This window comes from Microbacterium neungamense (assembly GCF_024971095.1).
GTDB lineage: Bacteria > Actinomycetota > Actinomycetes > Actinomycetales > Microbacteriaceae > Microbacterium > Microbacterium neungamense.
This window is the reverse complement of the sequence record NZ_CP069717.1, coordinates 2,051,060-2,065,349: the sequence shown is the minus strand read 5'-3', so window position 1 is coordinate 2,065,349 and position 14,290 is coordinate 2,051,060. Positions and strand designations below refer to the sequence as shown.

10 protein-coding genes and 1 other RNA gene are annotated in these 14,290 nt (G+C 73.0%); 9 read left to right on the top strand and 2 right to left on the bottom strand.

Features of this window, described 5'->3' with window-relative positions; translation table 11 throughout:
- Complete coding sequence (locus tag JSY13_RS10035) at positions 1-993, bottom strand: AAA family ATPase (RefSeq protein WP_259606539.1); 993 nt, start codon at positions 991-993, stop codon at positions 1-3.
- A gap of 86 nt (positions 994-1,079) precedes the next feature.
- Here JSY13_RS10035 and ffs point away from each other — a divergent pair.
- Together ffs and JSY13_RS10025 are read left to right on the top strand one after the other, a co-directional pair.
- An RNA gene (gene ffs / locus JSY13_RS10030) (signal recognition particle sRNA small type) lies at positions 1,080-1,176 on the top strand.
- Between the two features lie 40 nt (positions 1,177-1,216).
- Positions 1,217-1,897 carry a type 1 periplasmic-binding domain-containing protein gene (locus tag JSY13_RS10025; RefSeq protein WP_259606538.1) on the top strand — a complete coding sequence of 227 codons (681 nt, stop codon included), beginning with the start codon at positions 1,217-1,219 and terminating at the stop codon, positions 1,895-1,897.
- A 13-nt stretch (positions 1,898-1,910) separates the two neighbouring features.
- Here JSY13_RS10025 and JSY13_RS10020 read toward each other — a convergent pair whose 3' ends face one another.
- Positions 1,911-2,876, bottom strand: coding sequence for an IS481 family transposase (locus JSY13_RS10020; protein WP_259606537.1), 966 nt, complete (start codon positions 2,874-2,876; stop codon positions 1,911-1,913).
- A gap of 165 nt (positions 2,877-3,041) precedes the next feature.
- Between JSY13_RS10020 and pta the strand changes: the two genes are divergently transcribed.
- From pta to JSY13_RS09985, 7 genes are all read left to right on the top strand, one after another.
- Positions 3,042-5,195, top strand: coding sequence for a phosphate acetyltransferase (gene pta / locus JSY13_RS10015; protein WP_259606536.1), 2,154 nt, complete (start codon positions 3,042-3,044; stop codon positions 5,193-5,195).
- A complete protein-coding gene (locus JSY13_RS10010; RefSeq protein WP_259606535.1) occupies positions 5,192-6,415 on the top strand; it encodes an acetate kinase in 1,224 nt (407 codons plus the stop codon). The genes pta and JSY13_RS10010 overlap by 4 nt, the downstream gene beginning before the upstream one ends.
- A 260-nt stretch (positions 6,416-6,675) precedes the next feature.
- Positions 6,676-7,419 carry an HAD family hydrolase gene (locus JSY13_RS10005; protein ID WP_259606534.1) on the top strand — a complete coding sequence of 248 codons (744 nt, stop codon included), beginning with the start codon at positions 6,676-6,678 and terminating at the stop codon, positions 7,417-7,419.
- Positions 7,416-9,944: a glycoside hydrolase family 65 protein gene (locus tag JSY13_RS10000; RefSeq protein WP_259606533.1), complete on the top strand. Its 2,529-nt coding sequence runs from the start codon at positions 7,416-7,418 to the stop codon at positions 9,942-9,944. Before JSY13_RS10005 ends, JSY13_RS10000 begins: the two co-directional genes overlap by 4 nt.
- A gap of 141 nt (positions 9,945-10,085) precedes the next feature.
- Positions 10,086-12,674, top strand: coding sequence for a DNA polymerase III subunit gamma and tau (locus JSY13_RS09995; protein WP_259606532.1), 2,589 nt, complete (start codon positions 10,086-10,088; stop codon positions 12,672-12,674).
- Positions 12,674-13,267 (top strand): recombination mediator RecR, encoded by a 594-nt coding sequence (recR, locus tag JSY13_RS09990; RefSeq protein WP_259606531.1) that lies wholly within the window; start codon positions 12,674-12,676, stop codon positions 13,265-13,267. The genes JSY13_RS09995 and recR overlap by 1 nt, the downstream gene beginning before the upstream one ends.
- Complete coding sequence (locus JSY13_RS09985; protein ID WP_259606530.1) at positions 13,264-14,232, top strand: DMT family transporter; 969 nt, start codon at positions 13,264-13,266, stop codon at positions 14,230-14,232. The genes recR and JSY13_RS09985 overlap by 4 nt, the downstream gene beginning before the upstream one ends.
- Positions 14,233-14,290: the final 58 nt, after the last annotated feature.

Sequence of the window (14,290 nt, the reverse complement as noted above, 5' to 3'; positions counted from 1 at the left end):
TCAGAGCCGGCCGGCGGCGAGCGGCACCGGCACCCGGGCGACGATCTGGTTCAGCGCGGCCTCCACCGGCTGCGCCCCTGCGCGGTGCACCCCGCGGGCCGGCAGCAGCCGGTGCGCGAAGACGGGGATCAGCAGGTCGGTCAGGTCGTCCGGGATGACGAAGTCCCTGCCGTCCAGCGCCGCCCACACCTTCGCCGCGCGGACCAGCTGCAGCGTGGCGCGCGGGCTCGCCCCGAGGTGCAGGTTCGGGTCCATGCGGGTGGCCTGCGCCAGCGCCACGGCGTACTCCTCGAGCGACTCGGCGACGTGCACCCCGCGCGCCCAGGCGATCAGCTGCTGCACGGCCCGGGCATCCGTCACCGCCGTGACCGCGGCGAGCGGATTCACCCGCTCGCGCTGCCGGATCATCAGCGCCTCCGCGGCGGCATCCGGGTACCCCATCGAGATCCGCATCATGAAGCGGTCGCGCTGCGCCTCCGGCAGCGGGTAGGTGCCCTCCATCTCGAGCGGGTTCTGGGTGGCGACGACGAGGAACGGCGCGGGCAGCGGGTGCGAGGTGCCGTCGACGGTGACCTGGTGCTCCTCCATCGCCTCCAGCAGCGCCGACTGGGTCTTCGGCGAGGCGCGGTTGATCTCGTCGGCGATCACGATGTGCGCGAACACGGCGCCGCGCTTGAACTCGAACTCGCGGTCGACCGGGTTGAACACGGCGACCCCGGTGACGTCCCCGGGCAGCAGGTCGGGGGTGAACTGGATGCGCCGCACCGTGGCGTCGATGCTCGCGGCCAGGGCGCGGGCGAGCATGGTCTTCCCCACGCCGGGCACGTCCTCGATGAGCAGGTGCCCCTCGGCGAGCAGGCACACCAGCGCGCTGCGCACCGCCTCGGGCTTGCCGTCGATCACCGACGAGACGGATGCGATGATGCGGGAGGTCTGCTCGGCGAACTGCTCGGCGGAGAGCGACGGTGACGTCGAGGATGCGGTCTGATGCATGCGATGCCTCTCGCTGGCGCGACGGTGCGTGTACCCGATCGTACCCTCCGGGGAGGACCCCGGTCCCGGCGTCGGGTAGACTGGACGACGGCTCTCCGCGTGACGGCATCCAGGCCAATTCCCCCAGGACGGAAACGTAGCAAGGGTAACCGGGCTCTGTCGGGTGCGCGGAGGGTCTTCTCTTTTCCAGGCTCCTCCGGGGCCGCGCTGTCAGGATCGGGACGTGAGCAGGTCTGCGGCAGCCGCACAGCGGCGCAGGACACCCGCCGCCCGTCAGCGGCGGCGCTCGACCGCGCAGCGGCGGCGCGCGACGGTGGCACGCCGCCGGCGCCGGATGCGGGTCGCGGCGATCACCGCGGCCGTCGGCGCCGCGGCGTCCGTGCTGCTGCTGATCCTTGGTCTGGTGACCTCCTCCCGTCCGGAGCCGTTCTGCCTGGACGAGCCGCAGGCCTACCCGGCGGCCGGCGTGGCCGGCTGGAACGGCGAGCAGCTGGAGAACGCCGCGACCATCGTGCGCACGGCGCGCGAGCTGGGCTTCGCCCGGGACGGCCAGATCATCGGGGTGATGACGGCGATGGGGGAGAGTTCGCTGCGCAACATCGCCTACGGCGACTGGGAGACCTCGGGCGTCACCAACCCGGACGGCACCCCCACCTCCAGCATCGGCCTGTTCCAGCAGCAGGACTGGTGGGGCAGCCGCGAGGCGCGCCTGGACCCGGCCACCGCGGCCGCCCTCTTCTACACCCGCCTGGCACGGCTGGACGGCTGGCAGCAGATGGAGCCGTCGCACGCCATCCACCGGGTGCAGGTCAACAGCGACCCCGAGCACTACGCCCGGTTCGAGGCGGATGCCGCCGCCGTCGTCGACGCCCTGTCCGGGCCGTGCCCGGCGACGACGCGCTAGCTGTACCGGGTCATCACGTTGGTGCCAGTCGGGTGATCGGCGGGTGGCCTCCGAGGGCTGAGTGGCGCCGTCCAGTGTTGTAGTGCTCGAGCCAGGGTGCAAGCGCTGCGGTGCGGTCTGTGTTGGTGAGGAAGACGTGCCGGTAGGCCCATTCGGTCTGCAGGGTGCGGTTGAAGCGTTCGACCTTGCCGTTCTGCCAGGGGCAGTGCGGCTTGATGAACTTCTGCCGGATCCCGTGCGCGGCGCAGACCTCGCGCAGCGAGAACCTGTAGGCCCAGGCGTTGTCGGTGATGAGCCGCTCGATGCGGGGGATGCCGTGGGCGGCAAAGTAGGCGATCGCGCGTTCCAGGAACGCCGCGCAGGTGGCTCCCTTCTCGTCGGGCAGGACCTCCGAGTACGCGAGCCGGGAGTGATCGTCGACGAGTGAGTGGACATAGTCGTACCCGACCTTCGTGTTCCGGTCTCGCAGGATGGATCCGCTGGCGCGGCCGTGTGCTTTCCAGCCGCCGCCGTCGGGGATCTTGCCGAGCTTCTTCACGTCCATGTGGACCAGCTCGCCGGCCCGGTCCCGCTCGTAACGGACCGCGGTGGTCTTCGACGCGCGGATCACCTCCCCCGTGATCGGATCCAGTGCCCGCAGCGGCGGGACGCCGTGACGGGCGAGGATGCGCGAGACCGTCCGAGCCGACATGCCCAGTCGCGCGGCGATCTCCTCACGCCCGATGCGTTCCCTCTGGCGCAGCTCGAGCACTGCCTCCTCGCGCCCGGGACTCGTACGCGTCGGGCTGGTGTGCGGACGCGAGGAACGGTCGACCAGCCCAGCCTCGCCCTCGGCGCGGTAACGCTCGATCCAGCGCTTCACGCAACGACGTGAGACTCCCATCGCCGCGGCGATGTGCGCCTGCTTCCAGCCGGCTCGGGCACGTTCAATGATCAACCGCCTGCCATGAACGGTCAGACGGGCGTTAGCGTGGGCCATGGGACCTCCGTGTGCTTCGTGAAGACGTCAGATATCTCCACTAAGCCCGGAGGTCCTCCCCATTCACAATCCCAACGAGGGGACCAACCTCATGGCCGGGTACAGCTAGCGGCGGGGCGAGGCGGAGGGATGCGGGGCCGCGCCGCCCCCACCTAGGCTGGGGCCGTGGCGCGGAGCATCTACATCACCTCGGCCGAGGGGCACACCGGCAAGTCGACGATCGCGCTGGGCGTGCTCGACGCCCTGATGCGGGTCTCGCCGCGCGTCGGCGTGTTCCGCCCGATCGCGCGCTCGGCCGGCGAGCGCGACTACGTGCTCGAGCTGCTGCTCGCGCACGACGGCGTGCACCTGGACTACGAGGACTGCGTCGGCGTGACGTACGACGACGTGCGGGAGGACGCGGAGCACGCGCTGGCGACGATCGTCGCCCGGTTCAAGGCCGTGGAGGCCCAGTGCGACGCGGTGGTCGTGATCGGCAGCGACTACACGGATGTGGCCAGTCCCGCCGAGCTCGGCTACAACGCCCGCATCGCCGCGAACCTCGGCGCCCCGGTGATGCTCGTGCTCTCCGGCCGCGACCAGCAGCGGCAGGCCGAGCAGCTGGGCACCACCACCGCGCGGACCCCCGCCGAGGTCGGTCACATCGCGGCTCTGGCATCCGCCGAGCTCGCCGCCGAGCGCGCCGAGCTGTTCGCCGTCGTCGTCAACCGCGCCGACCCGGACCGGCTCCGCGAGATCGTGGACGAGCTGCAGGACGGCCCGGTGGGCCGGACACCGGTGTGGGCGATCCCGGAGGACCGCACCCTCGTCGCCCCGTCCATGCGGGGCATCCTCGCCGCCGTCGACGGCCGCGTCGTGCGCGGCGACGCCGACCTGCTCGAACGCGAGGCGTACGCGGTCGTGATCGCCGGCATGTCGATGGTGAACGTGCTGCCGCGGCTGACCGAGGGCGCCGTCGTGGTGATCCCCGCCGACCGCACCGAGGTGCTGCTGGCCACCCTGCTCGCCTCCTCCTCTGGCACCTTCCCGTCGCTCGCCGGGATCGTGCTGAACGGCCCGTTCCCGCTCCCCGAGCCGATCGAGCGGCTGCTGGACGGGTTCTCCGTGCAGATCCCCATCGTCGCCACCGACCTCGGCACCTACGACACCGCGGTGCGGATCATGAGCACGCGCGGCCGGCTCACCGCCGAATCCGGCCCGCGCTACCAGCGCGCGCTGTCGCTGTTCCAGCGCCATGTGGACCTCACCGAGCTGACCATCGAGCTCGGGCTCGCCGAGTCCCGCGTGGTCACGCCGCTGATGTTCCAGTACGGCCTGATCGAGCGGGCGCGGGCCGACCGGCGGCACATCGTGCTGCCGGAGGGCGACGACGACCGCATCCTGCGCGCCGCCGCGATCCTGCTCGCGCGCGACGTCGCCGACCTCACCCTCGTCGGCGCCGAGAAGGACATCCGCGCCCGTGCCGCGGCCCTCGGCCTCGACCTGTCCGCGGCGCGCGTGGTGAGCCCGACCGACCCGGAGCTTGTGGAGCGGTTCGCGGCCGAGTACGCCCGGCTGCGGGCGCACAAGGGCGTCACCCTGCAGCAGGCGGCGGACACCGTCACCGACGTGTCCTACTTCGGCACGATGATGGTGCATCTCGGCCTCGCCGACGGAATGGTCTCCGGCGCCGCGCACACCACCGCGCACACCATCCGGCCCGCGTTCGAGGTGATCAAGACGCGTCCGGGCGTGGACGTCGTCTCCAGCGTCTTCCTGATGGCGCTCGCCGATCGGGTGCTCGTCTACGGCGACTGCGCCGTCATCCCCGACCCCACCAGCGTGCAGCTCGCCGACATCGCGATCTCCTCGGCGGCGACCGCGCGGCAGTTCGGCATCGAGCCGCGGGTCGCGATGCTCTCCTACTCGACCGGCGAGTCCGGCTCCGGGGCCGACGTCGACAAGGTGCGCGAGGCGACCGCGCTCGTGCGCGAGCGGGCGCCGGAGCTGCTGGTGGAGGGGCCGATCCAGTACGACGCGGCAGCCGACGCCGCGGTGGCGAAGGCGAAGCTGCCCGGGTCGGCGGTGGCCGGCCGCGCCACCGTGTTCGTCTTCCCGGATCTCAACACCGGCAACAACACCTACAAGGCCGTGCAGCGCTCGGCCGGCGCGGTGGCGATCGGCCCGGTGCTGCAGGGCCTGAACAAGCCGATCAACGACCTCTCCCGAGGCGCCCTCGTCGACGACATCGTGAACACCGTCGCGATCACCGCCATCCAGGCGCAGGCCGCGGGCGCACCGGCGGGCGCCGACGCGACGACCCCGGGGGAGGACCGGTGAGCGTCGTCCTGGTGATCAACAGCGGCTCGTCGTCGCTGAAGTACAGCCTGATCGACATGGACAGCGAGACCGAGCTCGCGGACGGGCTCGTCGAGCGGATCGGCCAGGCTGAGGGGGCCGTCACCCACACCGTGCACCAGAGCGCCGGGCCCGGGGAGCCCGCGCCGGCGATGCTGAGGGCCACGCGGACCGAGGAGCGGCCGATCGCCGACCACGACGAGGCCTTCGCCGCGATGCTGGCGATGTTCGCGGCGCACGGCCCCGCGCTGGAGGACCGCCCGCCGGTCGCGGTCGGGCACCGGGTCGTGCACGGCGGCGCCCGCTTCTTCGCGCCCACCCCGATCACCGACGACGTGGAGCGGCAGATCGGCGAGCTCAGCGTGCTCGCGCCGCTGCACAACCCGGCCAATCTCGCCGGCATCCGCGCGGCGAAGGCGGTCTTCGGCGACGTGCCCCACGTCGCGGTCTTCGACACCGCCTTCCATCAGACCCTGCCCGCCCCGGCGTACACGTACGCCATCGACGAGGCTCTCGCGCGGGAGCACCGGGTGCGCCGCTACGGGTTCCACGGCACCAGCCACAAGTACGTCAGCGAAGCCGCCGCGGCCTTCCTCGGCCGCGACCTCGGCGCGCTGAAGCAGATCGTGTTCCACCTCGGCAACGGGGCATCCGTCACCGCCGTCGACGGCGGGCGCTCGGTGGAGACGTCGATGGGCCTGACACCGCTCGAGGGCCTGGTGATGGGCACCCGCTCGGGCGACATCGATCCCGCGGCTCTGCTGCACCTCGCCCGCCGCGCCGGTCTCGGCGTGGACGATCTCGACGACCTGCTGAACAAGCGCAGCGGGCTGCGGGGCCTTGCCGGCCGCAGCGACATGCGCGACATCCTCGCCGGCCGGGAGGCGGGCGACGAGGCGGCCACCCTCGCCTACGACGTGTACATCCACCGGCTGCGCGCCTACGCCGGGGCGTACATCGCCCAGCTCGGGGGAGTGGACGTGATCTCGTTCACCGCGGGCGTGGGCGAGAACGCGGCGCCGGTGCGCGCGGATGCCCTCGCCACGCTCGGCTTCCTCGGCGTGCGGGTCGACCCGGACCGGAACGCCGAGCGGGCCCGGGGCATCCGTCTCATCTCCGCCGACGACTCCGCGGTCGCCGTCCTCGTCGTACCCACCGACGAGGAGCTCGAGATCGCACGGCAGACGCTCAGCGCGATCTGACCGCGGCGGGCGGGTGGGTGCGCGGGCCCGGTGGGCGACGGAAAACCCAGTCCGATCGTCACACCTCCGGCGTGTCGCCGGTTCGACACGCCGCGCCTGCGGCATCCGGTCCGGGATTTCCGGCGGATGCCGGGGCGTGGATGCCCGGGAGGAGCGGATGCCGGGGAGGGGCGGATGCGGGATTCGCGGCGCATGCGGGCACCGGCGTCACTACGCTGGGTAACGGCCAACCGACCAGCCCGCCGCCCCCAGGAGCCTCCGTGTCCGACTTGCCCGACCTGCGCCGCGCCGCAGCGGTCCTCTTCGACCTCGACGGCGTGCTCACCCCCACCGCCGAGGTGCACATGCGCGCCTGGAAGCAGGTGTTCGACGAGGTGTTCGACCGCTGGGGGATCGAGCCCCCGTACACCGACGACGACTACTTCGCCTACGTCGACGGCAAGAAGCGCTACGACGGCGTGGCGAGCCTGCTGCACAGCCGCAACGTCGAGATCCCCTGGGGCGAGGTCGACGATCCGCCCGAGGCGGAGACGGTGTGCGGCATCGGCAACCGCAAGAACGCCGCCTTCGCCGCGGCGCTGCGCAGCGGCGGCATCGCGCCGTTCCCCGGATCGCTGGCGCTGATCGAGCTGCTCCGTGAGGAGGGCGTGCCGATGGGCGTCGTCTCCAGCTCGAAGAACGCCGAGGAGGTGCTCGCCTCCGCCGGCATCCGCGACTTCTTCACCGCCGTCGTCGACGGCGCGGTCGCCGAGCGCGACAGCCTCGCCTCCAAGCCGGCGCCGGACATGTTCCGCGAGGGCGCCGCGGCGCTCGGCGTCGCGCCCGCGGACGCCGTGGCGGTGGAGGACGCCGTCTCGGGCGTCGCGTCCGCCGCGGCGGCCGGCTTCGGCGTCGTGATCGGCGTCGACCGCGGGGCCGGCGCGGATGCGCTCCGCGCGGCCGGCGCAACCGGTATCGTCGATGACCTTGCCCGACTCCTTCCGACCCCCTCGGAGAACGCATGATCGACCGCGGCCTCTACCCCGTCGACCCGTGGCGCCTCATCGAGACGCGCTACGACCAGCACGGCGTGTCCGAGACCCTGTTCTCGGTCGGCAACGGCTACCTCGGCCTGCGCGGCAACCACGTGGAGGGCCGCGGCGCGCACGAGCACGGCACGTTCATCAACGGCCTGCACGAGACCTGGCCGATCCGGCACGCCGAGCAGGCGTACGGGTTCGCCGAGGTGGGCCAGACCATCGTGAACGCGCCGGATGCCAAGATCATGCGCGTCTACGTCGACGACGAGCCGCTGTCCTTCGACGAGGCGGACGTGCGCGAGTACTCCCGGGTGCTGGACATGCGCCGCGGCGTGCTGGAGCGCTCGCTGGTGTGGGAGACCCCGTCCGGGAAGCGGGTGCGCATCCGTGACGAGCGGATGGTGAGCTTCGAGGAGCGGCATCTGGCGGTGCTGCGCCTCGAGGTCGAGGTGGAGAACGCCGACGCCCCGGTCACGATCAGCTGCCAGCTGCTGAACCGCCAGGACGGCGGCAGCATCTACGCCGGCACGCCGGCCGCGGCGCGGTCCACGGCGGGGAAGACCGCGACGTTCGACCCGCGCAAGGCGGAGAAGATCACCGAGCGGGTGCTGCAGCCCGCCGAGTACTGGCAGGACGGGCTGCGCTCCGCGCTGTCGTACCGGGTCACCGATTCGGGCATGACGGTCGCGGTGGTCGCCGACCACATCATCGAGACCGACAACGACTACAGCGCCCGCTCGCTGGTCGAGCCCGACATCGCGAAGAACGTGTTCCGCGTGCAGGCGAAGGCCGGCGTCCCGGTGCGGATCACCAAGCTGGTGAGCTACCACACCTCCCGCGGCGTCCCGCCCCGCGAGCTCGTGGACCGCTGCCGGCGCACGCTCGACCGGGCCGCGGTGGAGGGTGTGGACACCCAGTTCCGCCGTCAGGCGGAATGGCTGACCGCGTTCTGGGATCGCAGCGACGTGCGCATCGGCGGACGCGACGACCTGCAGCAGGCGATCCGCTGGTGCCTGTTCCAGCTCGCGCAGGCCTCGGCGCGCGCCGACGGCGCCGGCGTGCCCGCGAAGGGCCTCACCGGCTCCGGATACAGCGGCCACTATTTCTGGGACACCGAGATCTACGTGCTCCCGTTCCTCACCTACACCTCCCCGCAGTGGGCGCGGAACGCCCTGCGCGCGCGTGCCCTGATGCTGCCGGCCGCGCGCCGTCGCGCCGCGCAGCTGAACGAGGCGGGGGCGCTGTTCCCGTGGCGCACGATCAACGGCGAGGAGGCGTCCGCCTACTACGCCGCCGGCACCGCGCAGTACCACATCAACGCCGACATCTCCTTCGCGGTCGGCAAGTACGTCGAGGCCACCGGCGACCGCGACTTCCTGCTCCGCGAGGGGGCCGACATCCTCGTCGAGACCGCGCGGCTGTGGGCGACGCTCGGCTTCTGGCGCGACCCGGCGGCCGGGACGCTGCCGGCCGCGGCCGGTCACCACGGCTCGGCGACCTTCCACATCCACGGCGTGACCGGGCCGGACGAGTACACCACGGTCGTGAACGACAACCTGTTCACCAACGTGATGGCCCGCTTCAACCTCGGCTACGCCGCGCAGGTGGTGCAGGAGATCGCGCAGGAGCATCCGGCCGCCTACGCCGCCCTGGTCGAGCGCACCGGACTCGACGCCGGCGAGCCGCAGGCGTGGGCGCGCGCCGCGGAGGCCATGCACATCCCGTTCAGCGAGAACCTCGGCATCCACCCGCAGGACTCGCTGTTCCTGGAGCGCGAGGTGTGGGACCTGGCGAACACCCCGCCGGAGCAGCGGCCGCTGCTGCTGCACTTCCACCCGCTGGTCATCTACCGCTTCCAGGTGCTGAAGCAGGCGGACGTCGTGCTCGCGCTGTTCCTGCAGGGCGACCACTTCACGGCCGAGGAGAAGCTCGCCGACTTCGAGTACTACGACCCGCTGACCACCGGCGACTCCACGCTGTCCGCGGTGGTGCAGTCGATCATGGCGGCCGAGGTCGGCTACCAGGACCTGGCGCGGGAGTACTTCGAGCAGGCGCTCTTCGTCGACCTCGGCGACCTGCACCACAACGCCGCGGACGGGGTGCACGTCGCCTCGGCGGGCGGCGTCTGGGCCGCGCTCGCCTGCGGGTTCGGCGGCATGCGCGACCACGGCGGCCGGCTCAGCTTCGATCCGCGCCTGCCCCAGGACTGGCCGGAGCTGACCTTCCCGCTGCAGTGGCGCGGCTCGCAGCTGCTCGTGACGATCACCCGCGACCGGCTGCGCGTCGAGGTGCGTTCCGGCGACGACGTCGAGTTCACGGTGCGCGGCGCCGCGCACAGCGCGGGCGTCGGGCGCGACGCCCTGGTCCCGCTCGCCGGGCAGGGCCCGCGGCGGCCCGGCCGCCCGTCGCTGCAGAAGTTCGCCGAGGCGCGCCGCGAAGACGGCACGCTGATGTCGCCGACGGTCCCGGTGACGACCTCGGCGATCCCGGTCATCGCCATCGAGGACTAGCGAGTTCCCGGCATCCGTCGCGGGCGGATGCCGGGAACCCGCTCTTCGGCGGATGCCGGGGCGGAACAGGTCGGCGGAAGCCCGGGCGGGATGCGCGGATGCCCGGGGTCCGGTGTCGGCGGCACGCCGTAGGCTGGACGGGTGACCACAGCCCTCTACCGCCGCTACCGGCCTGAGACCTTCGCGGAGATGATCGGGCAGTCCCAGGTGACCGAGCCGCTCATGACCGCGCTGCGCAGCGACCGGGTCGGGCACGCCTACCTGTTCTCCGGGCCGCGCGGGTGCGGCAAGACCACCTCGGCCCGCATCCTGGCGCGCTGCCTGAACTGCGCCGAGGGGCCCACCGACACCCCGTGCGGCGTGTGCCCGAGCTGCGTGGAGCTGTCGCGCTCCGGCGGCGGGTCGCTGGACGTCGTCGAGATCGACGCGGCCAGCCACAACGGCGTCGACGATGCCCGCGACCTGCGCGAGCGCGCCACCTTCGCGCCCAGCCGCGACCGCTACAAGATCTTCATCCTCGACGAGGCGCACATGGTCACGCCGCAGGGCTTCAACGCGCTGCTGAAGCTCGTCGAGGAGCCGCCGGCGCACGTGAAGTTCATCTTCGCGACCACCGAGCCGGAGAAGGTGCTCGGCACGATCCGCTCGCGCACCCACCACTACCCGTTCCGGCTGGTGCCGCCCGCGGCCATGCTCGAGTACGTCGAGAAGCTGTGCGCCGAGGAGGGGGTGCAGGTCGAGCCGGGTGTGCTTCCGCTCGTGGTGCGCGCCGGCGGCGGTTCGCCGCGCGACACGCTGTCGCTGCTGGACCAGCTCATCGCCGGCTCGGATCAGGACCGCGACGGCGCGGTGTCGGTGCGGTACGAGCGCGCGGTCGCGCTCCTCGGCTACACGCACGCCGCCCTGCTCGACGAGATCGTGGACGCGCTCGCCGCGGGCGACGCGGCAGCGGCCTTCCCGGCCGTCGACCGGGTGGTGCAGACCGGGCAGGACCCGCGCCGGTTCGTGGACGACCTGCTCGAGCGGCTGCGCGACCTCATCGTCATCGCCGCGGTCGGCGAGGGCGCCTCGGCGGTGCTGCGCGGCATCCCGGCGGACGAGCTGCAGCGGATGCGGGAGCAGGCGGCGGCCTTCGGGTCGGCGCGGCTGTCGCGCACCGCGGACCTGGTCAGCCAGGCACTCGATGACATGACCGGCGCCACCTCGCCGCGACTGCACCTGGAGCTGATGGTCGCGCGAGTGCTCTCGGGGGCCTCGGCGGATGCCGTCGCGGCCCCGTCCGTCGCCGGCAGTGCCGCGCAGGCCGCCGCGAACGCCGCGGGTTCCGCCGTTGGTGCCGCTCCTGCGGCCGGTGGGGCTCCTGCGGCCGGTGGGGCTCCTGCGGCCGGTGGGGCTCCTGCGGCCGGTGGGGCGGTGGGGACGCCGTCCAGCGCGGGCCCGGCATCCGCGGGCCCAGCGGGCAGCGCGAGCGCTGCCGACGCGCAGGTGCCGGCTCCTGGCGGCGCGGCCGAGCAGACGGATGCGGCACCCGCCGCTTCCGGCCCGGTGACCTTCGAGCGCATCGCCGCCGCCTGGCCGGCCATCCTCCGCCGTCTCGAGGGCATCAGCCGGGCATCCTGGCTCGTCGTCACGGCCGTGCAGCCGCTCGCCTACGACACCGACAGCAGCGTGCTCACACTGGGCTTCACCAGCCCGAGCGACGTGGCGCGATTCAAGGGCTCCACGCCGGGCAAGGGCACCTCCGACCACCTCCGCACCGCCATCCAGCAGGAGCTCGGCGTCACCGTGAAGTACCTGCCCGCGCCGATGCCGCCCGGCGGAGCGAATCCGGGATCCTCGGGGCCCCCGGCCCCGGGCGCAGGAACGTCCGCCGGCCCGGCTTCGGGCCCGGGCTCGGCGTCCCGCGGGAGCGGTCCGTCGTCCGGCCCGGCACCCCGGACGGCTCGCGGCACCGCGGACCCGCGCGCATCCGCCGGTCCGGACGCCCCCGCCCGCGGCTCGCAGCCCTCCAGCGGCCCCGCTGCGGCAGGGAGCGCTCCGCTGTCCGACAGCGCGCCGGCCGCCGGCTGGGCGAACCCGATGCAGGAGCCGGAGCGGCCGGGCCCCCGGGCATCCGCTCCGCGACAGGCCCCGCGCGCGCAGTCGGCTCCGGTGACCGAGTGGGCGGTCGCGCCGATCCCCACGGCGACGATCACAGCACCGCAGCCGCAGTTCCCCGTCGACGAGGAGCCGGCCGAGGTCGAGGCCGCCCGTTCCGCGCCCGCGTCTGCGGTGGACGGCATGGTCGACCCGGAGCCGCCGCCGCTGCCCGATGACGAGCCGCCCTACGACGACCACCCGCCCTACGACGACGAGCCCCCGTACGATCCGTATCTCGACGGGCCCGGTGCGTCCGCACGCGCTGGCGCGCCCGTGATCCCGGCGGGGGGACGGACCGCGTCGGCTCCCGATCGCGCGTCGGCCCATCGTGCGTCGACGTCGGCCCCTGCTGCGCCGTCCGGCCCGGCATCCGGCTCCGGTCCGGCATCCGGCTCCGCATCCGCGCCGGCATCCGCCTCTCGGGCATCCGTCCCCGGGCGCGGGCCGGCCGGGCCGAACGCGCCGGTCGTGACGGCCCGCTCCGTGGCGCCCGAGGGCGTGCAGCGCTACGGCGAGGCCGTGGTCCGCCAGGTGCTCGGCGCCACCTTCCTGCGCGAGGAGCCCTTCGAGCCCCCGACGAGGTTCAGCTGATGTACGACGGCATCGTTCAGGAGCTCATCGACGAGTTCGGCCGGCTGCCCGGCATCGGACCGAAGTCGGCGCAGCGGATCGCGTTCCACATCCTGCAGACGCCGAGCTTCGACGTCGCCCGTCTCGCCGAGCTGCTCACCGAGGTGCGCGCCCGGGTGCGATTCTGCGAGGTGTGCGGGAACGTGTCCGAACAGGACCGCTGCGCCATCTGCCGCGACCCGCGACGCAATCCCGAGCTCATCTGCGTGGTCGAGGACGCCAAGGACGTGGCCGCCATCGAGCGCACCCGCGAGTTCCGTGGGCTGTACCACGTGCTCGGCGGCGCGATCAGCCCGATCGCCGGCGTCGGCCCCGACGACCTGCGCGTCGCGCAGCTGATGAGCCGCCTCGCCGACGGCACCGTGCAGGAGGTCATCCTCGCCACCAACCCGAACCTCGAGGGGGAGGCCACCGCGAGCTACCTCAGCCGGCTGCTCACGAGCATGCAGATCACCGTCTCCCGCCTGGCATCCGGCCTTCCCGTCGGCGGCGACCTGGAGTACGCCGACGAGGTCACCCTCGGGCGCGCGTTCGAGGGGCGGCGCCGGCTGTGACCGCGCACACCGCAGGATTCACGCGCAAAGGCTGGATCCTCTTCGCGATCATGTCCTTCGTGTGGGGCACCACCTACCTGTTCATCAAGGAGGCGGTGCACTCCTACAGCCCGCCCGCCGTCGTCGCCGGTCGCACTCTGCTCGGCGCGCTCATCCTGCTGCCCTTCGCCCTCCGCAGCGGCGCCCTGCGCGCCGCGTGGCGGCACTGGCCGTGGGTGCTCGCCTTCGGCGTCGTCGAGATGGCCGGCCCGTTCCTGCTGCTCAGCCACGCCGAGACCCGTCTGCCGTCCGGGCTGACCGGGCTGCTGGTCGCGACCGTGCCCCTGTTCGCCGTGCTCATCGCGCTGCTGCGCGGCGACCGCACGGTGCTCGCCCCGGTCCGTCTGGGCGGGCTGGTGCTCGGGTTCGCCGGCGTGGTCATCGTCGTCGCCGGCCCCGGCCTGTTCCCGCAGGGCGCCGGCAGCATGCTGGCGATCGGCGAGATCCTGCTCACCGCGCTGCTGTACGCGATCGCGCCGTTCATCATCGCGCACAAGCTTCACGACGTCCCCTCGATCGGCACGATCACCCTCGCCCTGTTCGCCATCGGCATCGGCTACCTGCCCGCCGCGCTGCTGACCCAGCATGACGTCCCCACGCTGCGGTCCACGGTGTCGCTGGCGCTGCTCGGGATCGTCTGCACCGCGCTCGCGTTCGTGGGCTTCTTCGCCCTGATCCGCGAGGTCGGGCCGGTGCGGGCGCCGCTGTTCACGTACATCAACCCGATCGTGGCGATCCTGCTCGGCACCGCCCTGCTCGCCGAGCCGATCACCCTCGGGCTGCTCGTCGGGTTCCCGATCGTGCTCGCCGGCTGCTGGCTCGCCGCCACCGGCGGCCGGCTGCACGCCCCGGCGGCGGACCTCACCACGGGCCCGGTCACCACCGCCGAGACCGCCGAGGTCGTCGTCGCCGACAACGAGCGCTGACCGTCACATGCACGGGCGGGCATGAGGCGCGTCCGTAGAATGTGCGTGGGCGGATCCG

Coding starts and splice junctions, on each gene's coding strand:
- JSY13_RS10000 (WP_259606533.1), top strand. CDS start 7,416: ATGATCGACCGCGGCCTCTACCCCGTCGACCCGTGGCGCCTCATCGAG.
- JSY13_RS10035 (WP_259606539.1), bottom strand. CDS start 993: ATGCATCAGACCGCATCCTCGACGTCACCGTCGCTCTCCGCCGAGCAG.
- recR (WP_259606531.1), top strand. CDS start 12,674: ATGTACGACGGCATCGTTCAGGAGCTCATCGACGAGTTCGGCCGGCTG.
- JSY13_RS10020 (WP_259606537.1), bottom strand. CDS start 2,876: ATGGCCCACGCTAACGCCCGTCTGACCGTTCATGGCAGGCGGTTGATC.